This window comes from Pseudomonas macauensis (assembly GCF_047902425.1).
GTDB lineage: Bacteria > Pseudomonadota > Gammaproteobacteria > Pseudomonadales > Pseudomonadaceae > Pseudomonas.
In genome coordinates this window covers 1,156,391-1,176,291 of the sequence record NZ_CP138377.1, presented here as the reverse complement: position 1 = coordinate 1,176,291, position 19,901 = coordinate 1,156,391, and the positions used below count along the sequence as shown (strand labels likewise).

General features: G+C 65.1%; 16 protein-coding genes. 3 read left to right on the top strand and 13 right to left on the bottom strand.

Features of this window, described 5'->3' with window-relative positions:
• Positions 1-38 precede the first annotated feature (38 nt).
• Together SD196_RS05500 and SD196_RS05495 are read left to right on the top strand one after the other, a co-directional pair.
• The gene (locus SD196_RS05500) at positions 39-2,090 is read left to right on the top strand and encodes an ATP-binding protein (RefSeq protein ID WP_331318507.1); all 2,052 of its coding nucleotides are present in this window, start codon (positions 39-41) and stop codon (positions 2,088-2,090) included.
• A 3-nt stretch (positions 2,091-2,093) separates the two neighbouring features.
• Positions 2,094-2,666 carry a cob(I)yrinic acid a,c-diamide adenosyltransferase gene (locus SD196_RS05495; protein ID WP_331317996.1) on the top strand — a complete coding sequence of 191 codons (573 nt, stop codon included), beginning with the start codon at positions 2,094-2,096 and terminating at the stop codon, positions 2,664-2,666.
• 108 nt (positions 2,667-2,774) lie between these two features.
• Here SD196_RS05495 and SD196_RS05490 read toward each other — a convergent pair whose 3' ends face one another.
• From SD196_RS05490 to secA, 4 genes are all read right to left on the bottom strand, one after another.
• Positions 2,775-3,725 (bottom strand): Nudix family hydrolase, encoded by a 951-nt coding sequence (locus SD196_RS05490; protein ID WP_343574674.1) that lies wholly within the window; start codon positions 3,723-3,725, stop codon positions 2,775-2,777.
• Between the two features lie 71 nt (positions 3,726-3,796).
• A complete protein-coding gene (locus tag SD196_RS05485; protein ID WP_343574676.1) occupies positions 3,797-4,426 on the bottom strand; it encodes a glutathione S-transferase family protein in 630 nt (209 codons plus the stop codon).
• Positions 4,427-4,574: 148 nt separating this feature from the next.
• The gene (gene argJ / locus SD196_RS05480) at positions 4,575-5,792 is read right to left on the bottom strand and encodes a bifunctional glutamate N-acetyltransferase/amino-acid acetyltransferase ArgJ (RefSeq protein WP_343574679.1); all 1,218 of its coding nucleotides are present in this window, start codon (positions 5,790-5,792) and stop codon (positions 4,575-4,577) included.
• A gap of 106 nt (positions 5,793-5,898) precedes the next feature.
• Positions 5,899-8,652: a preprotein translocase subunit SecA gene (secA, locus tag SD196_RS05475; protein ID WP_331318001.1), complete on the bottom strand. Its 2,754-nt coding sequence runs from the start codon at positions 8,650-8,652 to the stop codon at positions 5,899-5,901.
• Between the two features lie 302 nt (positions 8,653-8,954).
• Here secA and SD196_RS05470 point away from each other — a divergent pair, with 302 nt between their 5' ends.
• Positions 8,955-9,410: a DUF721 domain-containing protein gene (locus SD196_RS05470; RefSeq protein WP_343574681.1), complete on the top strand. Its 456-nt coding sequence runs from the start codon at positions 8,955-8,957 to the stop codon at positions 9,408-9,410.
• Between the two features lie 81 nt (positions 9,411-9,491).
• Here SD196_RS05470 and lpxC read toward each other — a convergent pair whose 3' ends face one another.
• From lpxC to murD, 9 genes are all read right to left on the bottom strand, one after another.
• Positions 9,492-10,403, bottom strand: coding sequence for a UDP-3-O-acyl-N-acetylglucosamine deacetylase (gene lpxC, locus SD196_RS05465; RefSeq protein WP_152220772.1), 912 nt, complete (start codon positions 10,401-10,403; stop codon positions 9,492-9,494).
• Between the two features lie 112 nt (positions 10,404-10,515).
• Positions 10,516-11,700: a cell division protein FtsZ gene (gene ftsZ / locus SD196_RS05460; RefSeq protein ID WP_275610398.1), complete on the bottom strand. Its 1,185-nt coding sequence runs from the start codon at positions 11,698-11,700 to the stop codon at positions 10,516-10,518.
• 53 nt (positions 11,701-11,753) lie between these two features.
• Entirely contained in the window at positions 11,754-13,001 is a 1,248-nt protein-coding gene (ftsA, locus tag SD196_RS05455; protein ID WP_275610397.1) for a cell division protein FtsA, read from the bottom strand.
• A 21-nt stretch (positions 13,002-13,022) separates the two neighbouring features.
• Positions 13,023-13,886: a cell division protein FtsQ/DivIB gene (locus tag SD196_RS05450; RefSeq protein WP_275610396.1), complete on the bottom strand. Its 864-nt coding sequence runs from the start codon at positions 13,884-13,886 to the stop codon at positions 13,023-13,025.
• 3 nt (positions 13,887-13,889) lie between these two features.
• Positions 13,890-14,837 (bottom strand): D-alanine--D-alanine ligase, encoded by a 948-nt coding sequence (locus tag SD196_RS05445; RefSeq protein ID WP_331318011.1) that lies wholly within the window; start codon positions 14,835-14,837, stop codon positions 13,890-13,892.
• The gene (gene murC, locus SD196_RS05440) at positions 14,834-16,288 is read right to left on the bottom strand and encodes a UDP-N-acetylmuramate--L-alanine ligase (RefSeq protein WP_275610394.1); all 1,455 of its coding nucleotides are present in this window, start codon (positions 16,286-16,288) and stop codon (positions 14,834-14,836) included. The genes SD196_RS05445 and murC overlap by 4 nt, the downstream gene beginning before the upstream one ends.
• Positions 16,281-17,354: an undecaprenyldiphospho-muramoylpentapeptide beta-N-acetylglucosaminyltransferase gene (murG, locus tag SD196_RS05435; protein WP_343574691.1), complete on the bottom strand. Its 1,074-nt coding sequence runs from the start codon at positions 17,352-17,354 to the stop codon at positions 16,281-16,283. The genes murC and murG overlap by 8 nt, the downstream gene beginning before the upstream one ends.
• Entirely contained in the window at positions 17,344-18,543 is a 1,200-nt protein-coding gene (gene ftsW, locus SD196_RS05430; RefSeq protein WP_207883773.1) for a putative lipid II flippase FtsW, read from the bottom strand. Before ftsW ends, murG begins: the two co-directional genes overlap by 11 nt.
• Positions 18,543-19,889 carry a UDP-N-acetylmuramoyl-L-alanine--D-glutamate ligase gene (gene murD / locus SD196_RS05425; protein ID WP_275610392.1) on the bottom strand — a complete coding sequence of 449 codons (1,347 nt, stop codon included), beginning with the start codon at positions 19,887-19,889 and terminating at the stop codon, positions 18,543-18,545. The genes ftsW and murD overlap by 1 nt, the downstream gene beginning before the upstream one ends.
• Positions 19,890-19,901: the final 12 nt, after the last annotated feature.

The window sequence follows — 19,901 nt, the reverse complement described above, 5'->3', positions numbered from 1 at the left end:
CTCCCTGTTTTCCTGCGGTTCCGCCCATGCCCTCACCCCTGAACCTGCGCAAGCGCCTGGAAGACCTGCCTGTCGGCCAGAAGATCCTCGCCGCCCTGCTGGTTCTGCTCGCCACCGTCATGCTGGTGGCCAACCTGGCCTTCATCAGCGCGGCCTACTGGATTTCCCAGGACAGCGTGGCGCCCCAGGCCCTGCAGACCATCGGCCGGCTGATCGCCAACCCGGCGCTCAGCGAACCGGCGTTGAACTCGCCGACCCAGGCCCAGGTATTGCTCCAGCAGCTCGACGACTATCAGCCGCTGCGCGCGGCCGCGCTCTACGACAGCGATGGCCAGCGCATCGCCCAGTCACCCAGCGACGGCCCGATGGCGCTGCCCGAGCGGCTGGACCACCTGGAACGCTGGCGGGAGCACGAATACCGCCTCAACGCCCTGTTCGAACTGCCCCAACCCGGGCGCAACAGCGGCTATCTGCTGCTGGTCGCCAGCAGTGAGCTGCCCGGCGCGTTCTATACCGGCACCCTTACCGCCAGCCTGGTGATCCTCGCGGTCTCCGTGCTGCTCTGGCTGCTCATCGCCCAGCAGATCCGCCGCCTGATCACCCGGCCGATCCGCAGCCTGGAAGAGCTGTCCCGGCAGGTCACCCGCGAGGAGAACTACGCCCTGCGCGCCGAGCGCGGCAACGCCGACGAGATCGGTCGCCTGGCCGACGCCTTCAACACCATGCTGACCCGCATCGAAGCCCGCGAGCAGCAGCTCAAACGCGCCCGCGACGACGCCCAGGAAGCGGTGGAACAGGCGCAATCGCTGGCCGAGGAAACCCGCCGTTCGAACCGCAAGCTGGAGCTGGAAGTCCAGGTCCGCAGCAAGATCGAGAAGAAGCTCACGGGCTTCCAGCACTACCTCAACAGCATCATCGACTCGATGCCCTCGGCGCTGATCGCGGTGGACGAGCAGCTCTACGTCACCCAGTGGAACCAGGAGGCCAGCCGGCTCTCCGGCACCAGCCTGGACGATGCGGTGAACCAACCGGTGTTCCTCGCCTTCCCCTCGCTCAAGCCGTTCCTGCCGCAACTCACCCGCGCCGCGGAGCAGCACAAGGTGGAGCGCGTCGAACGGGTGACCTGGGCCCTTACCGATGCCCCACGCCACTACGCGCTGACCTTCTACCCACTGATGGGCGGCACCGGGCGCGGCGCAGTGATCCGCATCGACGACATCACCGACCGCCTGGGCATGGAAGAACTCATGGTGCAGTCGGAGAAGATGCTCTCCGTTGGCGGCCTGGCCGCCGGCATGGCCCACGAGATCAACAACCCGCTGGGGGCCATCCTGCACAACGTGCAGAACATCCGCCGGCGCCTGTCGCCAGACCTGCCGAAGAACCTGGAAGTCGCAGGCGAGGTCGGCATACACCTGGAAGACCTCAATCACTACCTGGAGGCTCGGGAGATTCCCAAGCTGATGGACGGCATCCAGTACGCCGGCTCGCGCGCAGCGAAGATCGTCAGCCACATGCTCTCCTTCAGCCGCCGCAGCCACCGCCAGATGACCGCCTGCGAACTGCCGGCGCTGCTGGAGCAGGCCGTGGAGATCGCCGGCAACGACTTCGATCTCACTGGCGGCTTCGACTTCAAGTCGCTGCAGATCGTCCACGAGTTCGATCCGCGCCTGGGACCGGTCCCGGTAATCGCCAACGAGGTGGAACAGGTCCTGCTCAACCTGCTGAAGAACGCCGCCCAGGCCATCCACCTGCGCGACGACGAAGAGGAAGGCGAACTCGGCCGCATCATCCTGCGCACCCGGCTGAACCCGCCGTGGGCGGAAATCCAGGTGGAAGACAATGGTTGCGGCATGCCGGAGAAGGTGCGCAAGCGCATCTTCGAGCCGTTCTTCACCACCAAGGAAGTCGGCCAGGGCACCGGGTTGGGCCTGTCGGTGTCGTACTTCATCATCACCAACAACCACAAGGGGCAGATGGAGGTGCAGTCCGAGCTGGGCCTGGGCACCTGCTTCACCCTGCGGCTGCCCCTGGGCGCCGACGTCACTTCCCCCCCGCCCCTGCTGGAGGGCGGCGATAAGGAGCACTGAGTCATGGGCAACCGGCTATCGAAGATCTATACCCGCACCGGCGACAAGGGCGAAACCGGCCTGGCCGACGGCCGCCGGGTGCCCAAGCACCACCCACGGGTGGAAGCCATGGGCGCGGTGGACGAGCTGAACAGCCACCTCGGCCTATTGCTGGCGGGGCTGAACGAAGCGCGCAGCAGTGCGCTGGAGGAAGTGATCGGCGTGCTGGCACCGATCCAGCACCGTCTGTTCGACCTCGGCGGCGAACTGGCGATGCCGGAATACCGCGCGCTGAACGATGCCGAAGTGGAACGCCTGGAGCAGGTCATCGATCGCTGGAACGAGGAACTCGGACCACTGAAGAACTTCATCCTGCCCGGCGGCTCACGCCTGGTGGCCCTGGCCCACCTGTGCCGCGCCCAGGCGCGCAACGCCGAGCGGCGCTGCCAGCAGCTCAATGCCGAGGAACCGCTGGAAGGTGCCGGCCTGCGTTACCTGAACCGGCTCTCCGACCTGCTGTTCGTCGCCGCGCGCTTCATCGCCCGACGCCAGGGCGTGGAAGAGATTCTCTGGCAGGCGGCGGAAAAGCCCGCCTGACGACCATCCAATTGTAGGAGCGAACTTGCTCGCGAACCGCACAACTCGGTGCCTGAGCTGTTCGCGAGCAAGCTCGCTCCTACAAAAAGCCACCCACTCAGCGGTGGGTCAACCCTCGGCTTTCGGCCAGAACGCGCGAATGCCCGCGACGCCTTGCGCCCCGGCCTCCCAGGCGCGCTCGACATCCTGCGGACCGACACCACCTAGCAGGAACACCGGCTGGTTGAAGCCATTGATCAGTTCGGCGGCCGCCTCCCAGCCCAGCGCCGGCTCACCCGGATGGCTCTCGGTCGGCTGCACCGGCGACAGGGTGACGAAATCCACGCCCATGCGGGTCGCCAGCTCCAGCTCCTCGGCACTGTGGCAGGAGGCTGCCAGCAGACGCTCGCGGGGGAATGGACGGCCGTTAGGTGCGTATTTGCGCAGCTGTTCGGAGGTCAGGTGCCAGCCGGCCGCCGGGAAGTCACCCAGCCACTCCAGCGGGCCCTTGAGCATCAATTGCGCCTTGCCGGCGCAGAGGCCCTGGATGTCCACCGCCAGGTCGCGGTACTCAGGGCTGTACATGTTCGGCGCGCGCAGCTGGATCAGACGGATGCCGCCGGCCACCGCGGCGCGCACACCCTGCACCAGCTGCGGAATTTCCAGGCCATCCGGGGTGATCAGATAGCGATCCGGCAGGCGCGCAGCATGCACGATGGGTTCGTTGGCCGCCGGGAACTCGTAGTCCGGCAGGTCGCGCGGAGCGACCCAGGCCAGCGGCTGGCCTTCGGCGCCATGGGGCGCACCGGAGAAGGCGGAGACCTCCCAGACATCCAGCAGCACGTGCTTGTCGCTGTAGTCGTGCTGCACACGGATCAGCGGACGCGCCTGCTCGACCTCGATGCCCAGCTCTTCCTTCAGCTCGCGGGCCAGGGCGACCTGTACCGCTTCGCCCTCCTCCACCTTGCCACCGGGAAACTCCCAGAGACCACCCTGGTGCTTGTCGTCCGGACGGCGGGCGATCAGTACCCGGCCATCGAGTCCGCGAATCACGGCGGCGGCGACATGTACTCGTTTCACAGTGCTACTCCTCAATCCGATTCAGGCAGGGCCCGTGTAGATCGGCATTCTACCGTCATTGGATCGCCGCTTCAGGCGCGTTCGACCATTGCCGCCTCCAGCCACGGCCGGAAGGTCGGCCAGGCATAGATCGCATCGACATAGTTCTGCGCCTCGATCGGCAGGGTGACGCAGTAGCTACGCAGACGCGTGGCCACCGGGGCGTAGAAGGCATCGGCAATGCTGGCATGGCCGAACAGGAAGGGGCCGTCCTGGCCAAACTGTTTGCGGCACAGGCTCCAGAGCTCGACGATGCGGGCGACATCCGCCTCCACGGCCTCCGGCACTTCCGCCAACGGCTGGTTGCGCTGGATGTCCATCGGCATGTGCGAGCGCAGCGCCATGAAGCCACTGTGCATCTCGGCGCAGACCGAGCGTGCCAGGGCGCGGGCGGCTTCGCCTCGGGGCCAGAGATGGGCTTCGGGGAAGCGTTCGGCGAGGTACTCGGCGATCGCCAGAGAGTCCCAGATCACCCCGTGCTCGCACTTGAGCGCCGGCACCTTGCCGCTGGGCGAGTGCTCGCGGATGCGCCGCGCGGTGTCCTGGCCGCCCAGGGGAATCAGGATTTCCTCGAAGTCGACGCCGGTGAGCGCCATGGCCAACCAGCCGCGCAGGGACCAGGAGGAGTAATTCTTGCTGCCGATAACCAGGGAAAGGGACATGGACGCGGTGCTCTTGAGGGTCAGTCAGAAGACCTTAGAGCGCGGGAGCCATGAAAACAAATTCCCGATTTTCATCCTTCGATGAAAATCGGGAATCCGAGTGAAGCGAGGCGCCGGCACGGGGCCGACGCAGGAGCTTACGCAGCGATCAGGTGCGGTATTCCGCGTTGATCTTCACGTACTCGTGGGACAGGTCGGTGGTCCAGATGGTCTCGCTGCAGGTGCCGCGACCGAGGTCGATACGGATGGTGATCTCTTCCTGGGCCATGACCTTGGCGCCCTGGTCCTCGGTGTAGCTGGCGGCGCGGCCACCACGGCTGGCGATGCAGACGTCGTCCAGGTACACGTCGATCAGGCTCACGTCCAGCTCCGGCACACCGGCACGGCCGACGGCGGCGAGAATGCGGCCCCAGTTCGGATCGGAGGCGAACAGCGCGGTCTTGATCAGCGGCGAGTGGGAGACGGCGTAGCCGACATCCAGGCACTCCTGGTGAGTCGCGCCGCCATTCACCTGCACGGTAACGAACTTGGTAGCGCCTTCGCCGTCGCGGACGATGGCCTGGGCCAGTTCCATGGAGACCTCCAGCACGGCCTGCTTCAGCGCGGCGAACAGCGCGCCGGACGCGGCGGTGATTTCCGGCAGCGCGGCCTGGCCGGTGGCAACCAGCATGCAGCAGTCGTTGGTGGAGGTATCGCCGTCGATGGTGATGCGGTTGAAGGACTTGTTCGCCGCATCGCGCAGCAGGTCCTGCAGCACGCCCTGGGCAACCTTGGCGTCGGTGGCAATGTAACCGAGCATGGTGGCCATGTTCGGCTTGATCATGCCGGCGCCCTTGCTGATGCCGGTGACGGTGATGGTCACGCCGTCGTGCTGGAACTGGCGGCTGGCGCCCTTGGGCAGGGTGTCGGTGGTCATGATGCCAGCGGCGGCGTCAGCCCAGTTGTCCACGGACAGGTTGGCCAGCGCGGCCGGCAGTGCGGCTTCGATCTTCTCGACCGGCAGCGGCTCGCCGATCACGCCGGTGGAGTACGGCAGCACGGCGTTTTCCGGTACTCCGGCCAGCTCAGCCAGTTTGGCGCAGGTGCGGGTGGCGTTGGCCAGGCCCGCTTCGCCAGTGCCGGCATTGGCGTTGCCGGTGTTGGTCAGCAGGTAGCGCACCGGGCCGAGGAAACGTTTGCGCGCCAGGATCACGGGCGCCGCACAGAAGGCGTTGGTGGTGAACACACCCGCCACGGTGGAGCCTTCGGCACATCGCATCACCACGATGTCCTTGCGGCCGGGTCGTTTGATGCCGGCGGACGCGATGCCGAGTTCGAAACCAGGGACCGGGTGCAGGGTGGACATGGGGCCGAGACCAACAGCCATGTGACGCGCTCCTCTCAATTCAGTGAAATCGATTCAGTGGTTCAAGTGAGAAAAACGCCGCGAGCGGCAGGGCCGGTCGCGGCGTCGGTATCAAGGTCGGGAGGCGTTATTCCACCTGACCGTGGCAGTGCTTGTATTTCTTGCCCGAACCGCAGGGGCACGGCTCGTTGCGGCCGATCTTCGGCTCGTTGCGCACCGGTTCCATAGGCACCACGTTGGTGGCGCCTTCGGGCTGCTCGCCGTCTTCGTCAGTCGCGGTGGCCTGCTCCATGGACGGCGCAGCGGCATGCTGGAACTGCATGCGCTTAGCCATTTCCTCGGCTTCGCGGCGCAGACGGGCTTCTTCTTCGGCCGGGTCTTCGCGGCGGACCTGAACGAAGGACAGCACGCGGATGGTGTCGCGCTTGACCGAGTCCAGCAGTTCCTGGAACAGGTTGAAGGACTCGCGCTTGTATTCCTGTTTCGGGTTCTTCTGCGCGTAGCCGCGCAGGTGGATGCCGTGGCGCAGGTGATCCATGGTGGACAGGTGGTCCTTCCACAGGTCGTCCAGCACGCGCAGCAGCATCTGCTTCTCGAAGGTGCGCAGGGCTTCGGCGCCGGCGAGGTCTTCCTTCTCGTTGTAGGCAGCCACCAGCTCGGCGAGGATCTTCTCGCGCAGGGTTTCTTCGTACAGCTTTTCGTCTTCGTCCAGCCACTGCTGTACCGGCAGTTTCAGGGCGAAGTCGCTGTACAGCGCAGCTTCCAGGCCGGCGATGTCCCATTGTTCGGGCAGCGACTGCGGCGGAATGTGCTGGCTGATGGTGTTGGCCAGGGTTTCCTCGCGGAACTCGGCGATGGTGTCGCCGATATTGTCGGCCGCCAGCAGGCTGTTGCGCATGTGGTAGATCACCTTGCGCTGCTCGTTGGCGACGTCGTCGAACTCCAGCAGTTGCTTGCGGATGTCGAAGTTGCGGCCTTCGACCTTGCGCTGCGCCTTTTCGATGGCGTTGGTCACCATGCGGTGCTCGATCGCCTCGCCCGGCTGCATGCCCAGGGCCTTCATGAAGTTCTTCACCCGGTCGGAGGCGAAGATGCGCATCAGGTGGTCTTCCAGCGACAGGTAGAAGCGGCTGGAGCCCGGGTCGCCCTGACGGCCGGCACGGCCGCGCAGCTGGTTGTCGATGCGACGGGATTCGTGGCGCTCGGAGGCGATCACGTGCAGGCCACCGGCCTCGATGACCTGCTGGTGGCGCTTCTGCCAGTCACCCTTGATCTGGGCAATCTGTTCGTCGGTGGGATTCTCCAGCGCGGCGACTTCCACTTCCCAGTTACCGCCCAGCAGGATGTCGGTACCACGACCGGCCATGTTGGTGGCGATGGTCACCGAGCCCGGACGGCCGGCCTGGGCGATGATCTCGGCTTCCTTCTCGTGGTACTTGGCGTTCAGTACCTTGTGCTCGATGCCGGCCTTCTGCAGCAGCTGCGAGACGTATTCGGAGGTTTCCACCGAAGCGGTACCCACCAGGATCGGACGGCCCAGCGCCTGGCACTGCTGAACGTCGGTGATGATGGCGGCGTACTTCTCGTCCTGGGTCAGGTAGACCAGGTCGTTGAAGTCCTTACGGGCGATCGGACGGTGGGTCGGGATCACCACCACGTCCAGGCCGTAGGTCTGGCGGAATTCGAAGGCCTCGGTGTCGGCGGTACCGGTCATGCCGGCCAGCTTGGTGTAGAGGCGGAAGTAGTTCTGGAAGGTGGTCGAGGCCAGGGTCTGGCTCTCAGCCTGGATCGGCAGGTTTTCCTTGGCCTCGATGGCCTGGTGCAGGCCCTCGGAGAGGCGGCGGCCCGGCATGGTACGGCCGGTGTGCTCGTCGATCAGCAGGACCTGGTCACCCTGGACGATGTACTCGACGTTGCGGTGGAACAGGGTGTGGGCGCGCAGCGCTGCGTAGACGTGGGTCAGCAGGCTGAGGTTGTGCGCCGAATAAAGGCTCTCGCCCTCGGCCAGCAGGCCGTTCTGGGTCAGCAGTTCCTCGACGTAGGCGTGGCCCTGCTCATTGAGCTCTACCTGGCGGGTCTTCTCGTCGATGCTGTAGTGGCCCTGCTGGGTCACCTGGCCTTCGACTTCCTCGATGTGACGCTTCAGGCGCGGGATCAGCTTGTTGATCTTGATGTACAGCTCGGAGCTGTCTTCGGCCTGGCCGGAGATGATCAGCGGAGTCCGCGCTTCGTCGATGAGGATGGAATCCACTTCGTCGACCACGGCGAAGTTCAGCTCGCGCTGGAACTTGTCTTCCAGGCTGAACGCCATGTTGTCGCGCAGGTAGTCGAAGCCGAATTCGTTGTTGGTGCCGTAGGTGATGTCGGAGGCGTAGGCCGCGCGCTTCTCTTCCGGCGGCTGGAACGGGCTGACGATGCCGACGGTCAGGCCAAGGAATTCATACAGCGGACGCATCCAGTTGGCGTCGCGGCGGGCCAGGTAGTCGTTCACGGTGACCACGTGCACGCCTTTGCCGGCCAAGGCGTTCAGGTAGACGGCCAGGGTACCTACGAGGGTTTTACCTTCACCGGTACGCATCTCGGCGATCTTGCCCTCGTGCAGGGTCATGCCGCCGATCAGCTGGACGTCGAAGTGACGCATGCCCATCACACGCTTGCCGGCCTCACGGGCGACGGCGAAAGCTTCGGGGAGGATCTGGTCGAGGGTCTCGCCCTTGGCCAGGCGCGCCTTGAACTCTTCGGTCTTGGCCTTGAGTTGCTCATCGGAAAGCGGAACCATCTGGGGCTCGAGTGCGTTGATGGCCTGGACTTGCTTGACCATGCGCTTCACTTCGCGCTCGTTCTTGCTTCCAAAGAGTTTTTTCAACAAAGGCGCAAACATATCGACTGGGTCATCCGAACTGGAGAATTGGAGGGCTGCCCGACTGGCTGGCCGCGGCGCGGAACGGCAACGAAGCGGGCATTCTACCCGGAAACGTGTATGAAAAAAGTGCCGAAGTCATCCTTGGAAGCTTCGCACCCCACGACATTTCGGGCAATGCGTGGACGGACAACATTCAATCCGCATGGTTGATATGGTGACTCGGCCGCACAACTTCAAGGCTGCGCTGGAGCAAGCATCCTGCAACCGGATGAATCCCCCATCTGCTACCATCGCTGTTTATTCACCCCGGGGTTTCCATCATGGCCTTCCGCCCTCTGCCCGCCCAGGCATCGACCAAGCTGCTGCGCGAAGCCAAGCCCCTGCAATCCCTGTTCGCCGAGGCCCAGCGCCTCTCGCGCCTGCAGGAACTGCTCGACGCTCAACTGCAGCCCGCCGCGCGCCCCTTCTGCCGTATCGCCTCCTGGCGCGAAGGCAGCCTGCTGCTGATCGTCACCGATGGTCATTGGGCTACCCGCCTGCGCTACCAGCAGAACCGCCTGCTGCGCCAACTCGTCACCTACCCGGAGTTCGCCGGGCTGGCGCGCATCCTGTTCAAGGTGCAACCGCTCAGCCAGAGCAGTGCGCCGGTGCGCAACGTGACGCTGACGGAGTCAGCCGCAGCAACGCTGCACGAAGCCGCCGAAGGTATCGACAACCCGCAACTGAAGGCCGCCCTGGAGCGCCTTGCCAGCCGTAGCCGCAAGCCGACTGAATAAGCCAACGACCTGAACAGCAGGCATAAAAAAAGGCCACCCGAGGGTGGCCTTTGAATGTATTACTGAAGGAAGGAGGTTCCCTTATACGGCCGCAGCGGGTCGCATATAGGAGATCGGCGCGGTCTTGGCGTCCTCGAAGGTCACCACTTCCCAAGCGTCCTTGTCTGCGATGAGGGTGCGCAGCAGACGGTTGTTCAGGGCGTGACCGGACTTGTAGCCGATGAACTCGCCGATGAGGCTGTTACCCAACAGGTACAGGTCTCCGATGGCGTCCAGGATCTTGTGCTTGACGAACTCGTCCTCATAACGAAGGCCATCTTCGTTGAGCACACGATACTCGTCGACCACGATGGCGTTCTCCACACTGCCACCGAGCGCCAGGTTCTGCGAACGCAGCATCTCGATGTCGCGCATGAACCCGAAGGTACGCGCGCGGCTGACTTCCTTGACGAAGGAAGTGCTGGAGAAGTCCACAACGGCCTTCTGGGTGCGACCACGGAAAACCGGGTGATCGAAGTCGATCTCGAAGCTCACCTTGAAGCCATCGAAGGGAACGAAGGTGGCGCGCTTGTCGCCCTCTTCCACGGTCACTTCGCGCTTGATACGGATGAACTTCTTCGCCGCCTCCTGCTCTTGCAGGCCGGCGGACTGGATCAGGAATACAAAGGGACCTGCGCTACCGTCCATGATCGGTACTTCCGATGCGGACAGCTCGACATAGGCGTTGTCGATACCCAGGCCAGCCATGGCCGACAGCAGATGCTCCACGGTATCCACCTTGACGTCACCCTTGATGAGGGTGGTCGACATGGTGGTTTCACCCACGTTCGAAGCTCGAGCGGGGATTTCCACTACCGGGTCGAGATCGGTCCGGCAGAACACGATGCCAGTATCGACGGGAGCCGGCTTCAGGGTCAGGTAAACCTTCTCCCCGGAGTGCAGGCCGACACCGGTCGCCCGGATGATGTTCTTCAAGGTGCGTTGTCTGATCATGGCTTTGGCCGCTTTCGCGCAAGTTGCGAACTGTTTTCAACAATGGGCGGCGATGATAGCAGAACCGCCCTTTGCTGAACACCAATCACATTGATACTCCTGATAAATCGACTCAATCGGCCTGACGACGCAGGAAGGCCGGGATGTCCAGGTAGTCCAGATCGTCCTGCGGATTCAGCTTGGCCGCGGTGGCAGCGCCGCCGTGGGACTGGTTGCGCATGACGGTCGGGCGGTCCAGGTCGCGGTAGTTCACCGACTGCTGCTCACGCTGAACCGGAGCCTGGGTGCTGACGGTCTGGGTCTGCACGGTGTTGTCGACGACCTTGACCGGCTTCTCCAGGCGAGCGCCCAGACCGGTGGCGACCACGGTGACGTGCAGCTCGTCGCGCATGTCCGGATCGATCACGGTGCCCACTTTCACAGTGGCGTGCTCGGAAGCGAACTGCTCGATGATGTTACCCACGTCGGAGTATTCGCCCAGGGACAGATCCGGACCGGCGGTAATGTTCACCAGGATGCCGCGGGCGCCCTGCAGGTTGACGTCTTCCAGCAGCGGGTTGCGGATCGCGGCTTCGGTGGCCTCGCGGGCGCGGTTCGGACCGCTGGCGCAGCCGGTGCCCATCATGGCCATGCCCATCTCGCTCATGACGGTCTTCACGTCGGCGAAGTCGACGTTGATCATGCCCGGGCGCTTGATGATGTCGGAGATACCGCGAACGGCACCGGCCAGCACATCGTCGGCCTTGGCGAAAGCAGCCAGCAGGCTGGCGTCCTTGCCCAGGATGGTCAGCAGCTTTTCGTTCGGGATGGTGATCAGCGAGTCGACGCTTTCAGCCAGCGAGCGGATGCCTTCGTCGGCGATCTGCATGCGCTTGCGGCCCTCGAACGGGAACGGACGGGTCACCACCGCAACGGTGAGGATGCCCATTTCCTTGGCCACTTCGGCGATGATCGGCGCAGCACCGGTACCGGTACCGCCACCCATGCCGGTGGTGATGAAGACCATGTCGGCGCCTTCCAGGACCTCGGCGATACGCTCGCGGTCCTCGATGGCGGCCTGGCGGCCTACTTCAGGGTTGGCGCCAGCGCCCAGGCCCTTGGTCACACCCGGGCCGAGCTGCAGCACGGTGCGCGCGGCGATGTTCTTCAGCGCCTGCGCATCGGTGTTGGCGCAAATGAATTCGACGCCATCAACGTTGTTCTTGGCCATGTGGTTCACGGCGTTGCCGCCGCCACCACCTACGCCGATGACCTTGATGACTGCTGTAGTTGGGACGTTATCAACCAATTCAAACATTTCCCCTCTCCTTCCTTTCTAGTTGTGTCGCCTACGTTTACCGCGGTGGTAAATCAGAAATTGCCCTGGACCCAGCGTTTGAGCCGTTCCAGTACCGGTGCCTTGGGTTCGTCGCTGAAGCTGCTGCCGCTGGACATGGAGATGCCGTCGGACTGCTTCTGCAGCCCGTACATGAGCAGGCCCACACCCGTGGAGTAGATTGGATTGCGCACGACGTCGGTCAGTCCTTTGACGCTGTGAGGTACGCCCAGGCGCACCGGCATGTGAAAGATCTCTTCGGCCAGCTCGACCGCGCCTTCCATCTTGGAAGTGCCACCGGTCAGGACGATCCCGGCAGGAATCAGGTCCTCGTAGCCACTGCGGCGCAATTCCGCCTGAACCAGGGTGAACAGCTCGTCGTAACGAGGCTCGACCACTTCGGCAAGCGCTTGGCGCGACAGTTCCCGCGGCGGCCGGTCCCCTACGCTGGGCACCTTGATGGTTTCGCCCGCACCGGCCAATTTGGCTAGGGCACAAGCATATCGAATCTTGATCTCTTCGGCATATTGTGTTGGCGTGCGCAGCGCCATGGCGATGTCGTTGGTGACCTGATCGCCGGCGATCGGGATCACCGCGGTATGCCGGATGGCGCCTTCGGTGAAGATGGCGATGTCGGTGGTGCCGCCGCCGATGTCCACCAGGCACACGCCCAGTTCCTTCTCGTCCTCGGTGAGCACGGAGTAGGCCGAAGCCAGCTGCTCGAGGATGATGTCGTCCACCTCCAGGCCGCAGCGGCGCACGCACTTCTCGATGTTCTGCGCGGCGTTCACCGCGCAGGTCACCACGTGCACCTTGGCTTCCAGGCGTACGCCGGACATGCCCAGCGGCTCGCGCACGCCTTCCTGGTTGTCGATCACGTAGTCCTGGGCCAGGGTGTGCAGCACACGCTGGTCGGCCGGGATGGCCACGGCCTGCGCCGCGTCCAGCACGCGTTCGATGTCCGCGCCGCTCACTTCGCGGTCGCGGATCGCCACGATGCCGTGGGAATTCAGGCTGCGGATATGGTTGCCGGCGATGCCGACGAAGGCCGAGTGGATACGGCAGCCCGCCATCTGCTGGGCCTCATCGATGGCACGCTGGATCGACTGGACGGTGGACTCGATGTTCACCACCACGCCCTTCTTCAGGCCGCGCGAAGGGTGCGTCCCGATACCGACGATCTCCAGCTTGCCATCGGCCGCTACCTCACCCACCAGCGCCACCACCTTGGAGGTGCCGATGTCCAGGCCGACGACCATTTTGCCGCTCTGCACGCTTGCCATGTTTATCGAAGTCTCCTCAACTCACTGCACGGCGGTGGTCTGGGCCACCGTCGTTTCCGGCACCGGATCGCGCCACGCCACGGCCAGGCCGTTGGGGTAACGCATGTCGATGCGCGCAATTTTCGAAATCTGATCTTTCAGCGCCTTGTCGTAGATGGTCACGAACCGGCGAATCTGTTCTACCGCGTGATCGCGGCCCAGCATGATCTCCACGCCCTGCGCGGTGCCCAGGGTCCAGGCGCCGCGCGAACTCATGTCCAGGCTGGAAATGGTGAAGCCCAGCGGACGGAGCATCTGGCTGAGAATCTGGTACTGCTGCATCACTTGTTGCTGAGCGCGCTGCGGGCCGGACAGGCGCGGCAGGTGCTCGTAGTTGGCCACTTCGCGCGGGGCGAAGGCCTGGCCCTGGTTGTTCAGCAGCGCCTCGTTACCCCAGCGGGCGATCGGCAGTTGCTCGTCCAGGCGGATCACCACCTGGTCGGGCCACACGCGACGCACCTCGGCGTGAGCGATCCAGGGCATCTGCTCCAGCTCCTGGCGCATCCCGGCCAGGTCGATGGTGAAGAAGCTCGCCGACACGTAGGAGCTGATCCGCTGCTGCACCGCCTGCTGGCTGATGTAGCTCAGGTCACCTTCCACACTGACCTTGGCGATTGGGCGATCGGCATAGGGCAGCGCGTACTGCGCGCCGTAATAGGTGCCAACGCCGAGGACACCCAGCACCAGCGGCCACACCAGCACCTTGAGGAAGCCGAAGCTCGGCTTGGGCATGCGCGCGCTCAGCGGCTCCTTGGCCACCAGGCGGCTGGCGCCACGGGCCGTCGGCTTGCGTGCGGGCACACGGCCGATACCGGGTTGCTGGTGGCGAAGCTGCGCGCCGTTCATGACTTACCCCCTTGCCTCGACGCTGTCGGCGAGGATGGCCAGCACCAGTTGCTGGAAATCCAGGCCGGCCGCGCGCGCGGCCATGGGCACCAGGCTGTGGTCGGTCATGCCCGGTGCGGTGTTCACTTCCAGAAGCCAGAAACGCCCCTCGGCGTCCTGCATTACGTCAGCCCGGCCCCAGCCCTGGATGCCAAGGGCATCGCAGGCACGTGCGGTCAGGTCCTTGAGTTCCTCTTCCTTGGCGGCATCGAGGCCGCAAGGAATCTGGTACTGGGTATCGCTGGCGAGGTACTTGGCGTCGTAGTCGTAGAAGGTGTGCGGGGTACCCAGACGGATGGGCGGCAGCACCTGGCCACGCAGGACGGCAATGGTGAACTCGGGGCCGCTGATCCACTGTTCGACAAGCACTTGCGAGTCGTACTGGGCGGCGCCCTGCCAGGCAGTGATCAGCTCTTCCACGCTGTTCACCTTGGCCATGCCGATGCTGGAACCTTCATGGGCCGGCTTGACGATCAGCGGGAAGCCCAGCTCCGCAGCAGCGGCACGGCAATCGGCCTCGCTGCTGAGCACGGCGTAGTTCGGGGTCGGCAGGCCGAGGCTCAGCCACACGCGCTTGGTGCGCAGCTTGTCCATGGCCAGGGCGGACGCGAGCACGCCGCTACCGGTGTAGGGAATGCCGGCGATCTCCAGCAGGCCCTGCATGCTGCCGTCTTCACCGCCACGGCCGTGGAGGATGATGAAGGCGCGGTCGATCTTCTCGCTGATCAGGCGCTGCAGCAGGTCATCGCCCACATCGATACCGAAGGCATCTACACCTGCGGCCTGCAGGGCCTGCAGGACCATGGCGCCGGACTTCAGCGACACCTCGCGCTCGGCACTCTTGCCGCCGTAGAGCACGGCGACGCGACCGAAAGCGCGGGGATCGAGGGCGGATTTGAGGACGTCACTCATGGCTTCTTCCCCTCAGCGCCAGCTTCGGTGGCGCCGAACATCGGATTCTTGATCAGTTGCGGAGCCAGCCCGCCGATATCGCCGGCACCCTGGCAGAGCAGGATGTCGCCGGGACGCAGCAGCGGCTTGAGCAGCGAGGCAAGGTCGCCGCCGCGCTCCAGATAAATCGGGTCCAACTGGCCGCGCTGGCGGATGCTGTGGCACAGGTGACGGCTGTCGGCGCCGGGGATCGGCTCCTCGCCGGCCGGATAGACCTCCATCAGCATCAGCACATTGGCCTCGCCCAGCACCTGCACGAAGTCGTCGTACAGGTCGCGGGTACGGGTGTAGCGGTGCGGCTGGTAGACCATCACCAGACGGCGCTCCGGCCAACCGCCACGCACGGCCTTGATCACCGCCGCGACTTCCCGCGGGTGGTGGCCGTAGTCGTCGACCAGCATCACGCTGCCGCCTTCCACCTGCAGGTCGCCATAGACCTGGAAGCGCCGGCCCACGCCCTGGAAACCAGACAGGCCCTGAACGATGGCCTCGTCGGAGATGCCTTCGTCGGTGGCGATGACGATGGTCGCCAGGGAGTTCAGCACGTTGTGCAGGCCAGGCATGTTCACCGAGACGTCCAGCGGTTCGCGCTCGGGGCGCAGCACGGTGAAGTAGGTACGCATGCCTTCCTGGCGGATGTTGATCGCGCGAACGTCGGCGTCGTCGCTCAGTCCGTAGGTCACGGTCGGACGAGCGACCTGCGGCAGGATCTCGCGGACCACCGGGTCGTCGACGCAAAGCACGGCCAGGCCGTAGAACGGCAGGTTGTGCAGGAAGTCGACGAAGGTGCGCTTGAGCTTGTTGAAGTCGCCGCCGTAGGTGCTCATGTGGTCGGCGTCGATGTTGGTGACCACCGAGACCATCGGCTGCAGGTGCAGGAAGCTGGCGTCGCTCTCGTCGGCCTCGGCCACCAGATAGCGGCTGGTGCCCAGTTGCGCGTTGGTGCCGGCGGCGTTCAGGCGACCACCGATGACGAAGGTCGGGTCCAGGCCGCCGGCAGCGAATACCGAGGCGATCAGGCTGGTGGTGGTGGTCTTGCCGTGGGTACCGGCAACGGCGATGCCGTGGCGGTAGCGCATCAGCTCGGCGAGCATTTCGGCACGCGGCACCACCGGCACACGGCGATCCAGCGCCGCGGCGACTTCCGGGTTGGCCTTGTTCACCGCGCTGGACACCACCAGCACGTCGGCGCCATCGGCGTTCTCCGCACGGTGGCCAATGAAGATTTCTGCGCCGAACTTCTCCAGGCGCTCGGTCACGGGCGAGGCCTTGAGGTCGGAACCGGACACTTCGTAGCCGAGGTTCAGCAACACTTCCGCGATACCGCACATGCCCACGCCGCCGATGCCGACGAAGTGGATGCGACGGATGCGCCGCATGGTACGGGTGACGCCGGTGGGTTCTTTAACCACGGGCCACCTCCAGGCAGGCATCGACCACCGTACGGGTAGCCTCGGGCTTGGCCAGACTGCGAGCGCGGTCGGCCATGCGGGTCAGGGAATCGGGATGCATCAATACCTCGGACAACTGCGCGGCCAGGTCGGCGGCGCTGGTAGATTTCTGTGGCAGCAGGTGGGCGGCGCCCTCCCGCACCAGGAATTCGGCGTTCTTGGTCTGGTGGTCGTCGATCGCGTGGGGCAGCGGCACCAGGAAGGACGGCAGGCCGGCGGCGGTCAGCTCGCTGACGGTCAGCGCGCCAGCGCGGCAGATCACCAGGTCCGCCCAGGCGTAGGCGGCAGCCATGTCGGCGATGAACGGAGCGACGTCGGCTTCGACACCGGCGGCGCGATAACGCTCCGCAGTGACCTGATCGTGCTGACGACCGGCCTGATGGCGAATCGCCGGACGAGCGTCGGCGGGAATCTGCGCCAGCGCTTCCGGGATCAGTTTGTTCAACGGCTCGGCGCCCAGGCTGCCGCCCAGCACCAGCAGGTTGACGCGGCGACCCGGCAGCGGCGCGCGAGCGCCCTCTTCCAGGAACAGTTCGGCGCGCACCGGGTTGCCAGTGGTCAGGCGCTTGGCGCTGGCGTTGAAGGTGTCCGGGAAGGCTTCGCAGACCCGCTTGGCCAGCGGTGCGAGGCTGCGGTTGGCGGTGCCGGCAACGGCGTTCTGCTCATGGATCACCAGCGGCACGCCGGACAGCTTGGCGGCCAGGCCACCCGGGCCAGTCACGTAACCACCCAAGCCGAGCACGCAGACCGGCTTGAGCTGGCGAACCACGCCGATGGCCTGGAACAGCGACTTGAGCAGGTCGAACGGCGCACGCAGCAGCGACTTGATGCCCTTGCCGCGCAGACCGCTGACGTTGATCAGATGCAGCGGCAGGCCGGCCTTGGGTACCAGATCGTTCTCGATGCCGCGCGGCGTGCCGAGCCAGTGCACGCTGTAGCCGCGCGCCTGGAACTCACGGGCGCAGGCCAGCGCCGGGAACACGTGTCCGCCGGTGCCACCGGCCATGATCAGGACGTTACCTTTCATCGGCAAAGTCCTCTTCGCTGAATTCATATTCCTCGCTACCCATCACGGTGCGACGTTCCCATTCGATGCGCAGCAGCATTCCCAGCTGGGCGCAGCAGATCACCAGCGAGCTGCCGCCGTAGCTGAGGAACGGCAGGGTCAGGCCCTTGGTCGGCAGCAGGCCGACGTTCACACCGACGTTGATCAGGAACTGGCCGATCCACAGGAAGGCCAGGCCGTAGGCCACGTAGGCGGAGAAGTACTGTTTCGACTGTTCGGCCCAGATGCCGATGTACAGCGCGCGCAGGCTGACGAAGACGAACAGGGCGACGGTGGCCATGGCGCCGACGATGCCCAGTTCTTCCGCGAGGACTGCAAACACGAAGTCGGTGTGCGCTTCGGGCAGGTAGAACTGCTTCTGGATGCTGTTGCCCAGGCCCATGCCGGTCCAGCCACCACGGCCGAAGGCGATCAGCGCCTGGCTGAGCTGGTAGCCCGCGCCGAACTGGTCGGCCCAGGGGTCGGTGAAGTTGGTCAGGCGCGCCATCCGGTAGGGCTGGGTCTGGATCAGCAGCACCACCGCACCGATGGCCAGGGCCACCATCAGGCCGAAGCGGAACAGACCGACGCCGCCGAGGAACAGCATGGCGGCAGCGGCGCCCATCATCACCACGGTGGCGCCGAAGTCAGGCTCGCGCAGCAGCAGGCCGGCCATCGGCAGCAACACCACGAAGGGCTTGAAGAAGCCCAGCCAGCTTTCGCGCACTTCTTCCTGGCGGCGCACCAGATAACCGGCCATGAAGATCACCACGAAGACCTTGGCGATCTCCGAGGGCTGGATGTTGAACAGACCGAAACCGATCCAGCGCATCGAGCCGTTCACCTCGCGGCCGATGCCGGGAGTGATCACCAGCACCAGCAGCCCGAAGGCGATGGCCAGTAGCTTCCAGCCCAGGCGCTGCCAGGTCTCCATCGGCACCATCATGGTCAGGCCGCAGGCGACGAAGCCGATGGCCAGGTAGATCAGGTGACGGACCGAGAAGTACAGCGGGTTGCCGGACTGCGCCGCCGCCACCTCGGACGACGCCGAGGTGACCATCACCAGCCCCAGGCCGAGCAGCGCCAGGCAACCCGCCAGCAGCGGGAAGTCGATATCGATGCCATGGCGGCTGATCAGCGGGGACGGATAGGGGCGCAGGAAGGAGAACATCAGGCGAGCTCCTCCACGGCCTTGGCGAACAGGCGTCCGCGTTCTTCGTAGTTCTTGAACATGTCCAGGCTGGCGCAGGCCGGCGACAGCAGCACCGCATCGCCCGGCAGCGCCAGGTCGGCAGCATGCTCGACGGCTTCGTCCAGGGTATTCACGCGCACCTTGGGCACGGCATTGCCGATGGCCGCACCGACCAGCTCGGCATCGCGCCCCAGCAGCACCACCGCGCGGCAATGCTGCGCCACGGGGCCGCGCAGGTCCTGGAAGTCGGCACCCTTGCCGTCACCACCGGCGATCAGCACCAGCTTGCCGTCGATATCGGCCCCCAGGCCTTCGATGGCAGCCAGGGCGGCGCCGACGTTGGTGGCCTTGGAATCGTCGTAGTAGTTCACGCCGTTGCGCTCACGTACCCACTGGCAGCGATGGGCCAGGCCGGCGAACTCGCGCAGGGTCTGCAGCATCGGCTCGAACGGCAGGCCAATGGCATGACCGAGGGCCAGCGCGGCCAGGGCATTGGCCTGGTTGTGCGCGCCACGGATTTTCAATTCACGGGCCGGCATCAGCTTGTCGAACTGGAAGGCCAGCCACTTCTCGCCGTCTTCTTCGATCAGGCCGAACGCCTTGAAGTCCGGCTTGTTGGTGCCGAAGGTCCAGCACGGCACGTTGTCGGCGATCAGCGGGCGGCTCAGCGCGTCAGCACGGTTCACCACGACCTGCTTGGCGCCGCGGAAGATGCGGTGCTTGGCCAGGTGGTAGTCGGCCATGCCGTCGTAGCGGTCCATGTGGTCTTCGCTGACGTTCAGGCAGGTGGCGACTTCGGCGTTCAGGCGCTCGCAGGTTTCCAGCTGGAAGCTGGACAGCTCCACCACGTACAGCTCGACGTCGTCGGCCAGCAAATCCAGTGCCGGGGTGCCGAGGTTGCCGCCGACGGCAACACGCTTGCCGGCCGCCTTGGCCATGTCGCCCACCAGGGTGGTGACGGTGCTCTTGGCGTTGGAACCGGTAATGGCGACGATCGGCGCCCTGGCGTTACGCGCGAACAGGTCGACGTCGCCGGACATGCGCACGCCACGGGCGGCGGCTTCCACCAGCGCCGGGACGCGCAGCGACAGACCGGGGCTCACGTAGAGCTCCTGGGCGCGGCAGAGGAAATCGGCGTCGAGGTCGCCGCAGCGCACCTCGACCTGCGGATACTGCTCGCGCAGGGTCGCCAGCTCCGGCGGATTCTCGCGCGTGTCGGCCACGGCAAAAGGCACACCCTGGCGCGCCAGGTAGCGCACCAGGGACATGCCGCTCTTGCCGAGGCCGACAACGATGCGGAATTGGTCGGAAGCGATCAGGCTCATGCTCGATCAGTC

Coding starts and splice junctions, on each gene's coding strand:
- SD196_RS05495 (WP_331317996.1), top strand. CDS start 2,094: ATGGGCAACCGGCTATCGAAGATCTATACCCGCACCGGCGACAAGGGC.
- SD196_RS05485 (WP_343574676.1), bottom strand. CDS start 4,426: ATGTCCCTTTCCCTGGTTATCGGCAGCAAGAATTACTCCTCCTGGTCC.
- argJ (WP_343574679.1), bottom strand. CDS start 5,792: ATGGCTGTTGGTCTCGGCCCCATGTCCACCCTGCACCCGGTCCCTGGT.
- secA (WP_331318001.1), bottom strand. CDS start 8,652: ATGTTTGCGCCTTTGTTGAAAAAACTCTTTGGAAGCAAGAACGAGCGC.
- SD196_RS05470 (WP_343574681.1), top strand. CDS start 8,955: ATGGCCTTCCGCCCTCTGCCCGCCCAGGCATCGACCAAGCTGCTGCGC.
- lpxC (WP_152220772.1), bottom strand. CDS start 10,403: ATGATCAGACAACGCACCTTGAAGAACATCATCCGGGCGACCGGTGTC.
- ftsZ (WP_275610398.1), bottom strand. CDS start 11,700: ATGTTTGAATTGGTTGATAACGTCCCAACTACAGCAGTCATCAAGGTC.
- ftsA (WP_275610397.1), bottom strand. CDS start 13,001: ATGGCAAGCGTGCAGAGCGGCAAAATGGTCGTCGGCCTGGACATCGGC.
- SD196_RS05450 (WP_275610396.1), bottom strand. CDS start 13,886: ATGAACGGCGCGCAGCTTCGCCACCAGCAACCCGGTATCGGCCGTGTG.
- SD196_RS05445 (WP_331318011.1), bottom strand. CDS start 14,837: ATGAGTGACGTCCTCAAATCCGCCCTCGATCCCCGCGCTTTCGGTCGC.
- murG (WP_343574691.1), bottom strand. CDS start 17,354: ATGAAAGGTAACGTCCTGATCATGGCCGGTGGCACCGGCGGACACGTG.
- ftsW (WP_207883773.1), bottom strand. CDS start 18,543: ATGTTCTCCTTCCTGCGCCCCTATCCGTCCCCGCTGATCAGCCGCCAT.
- murD (WP_275610392.1), bottom strand. CDS start 19,889: ATGAGCCTGATCGCTTCCGACCAATTCCGCATCGTTGTCGGCCTCGGC.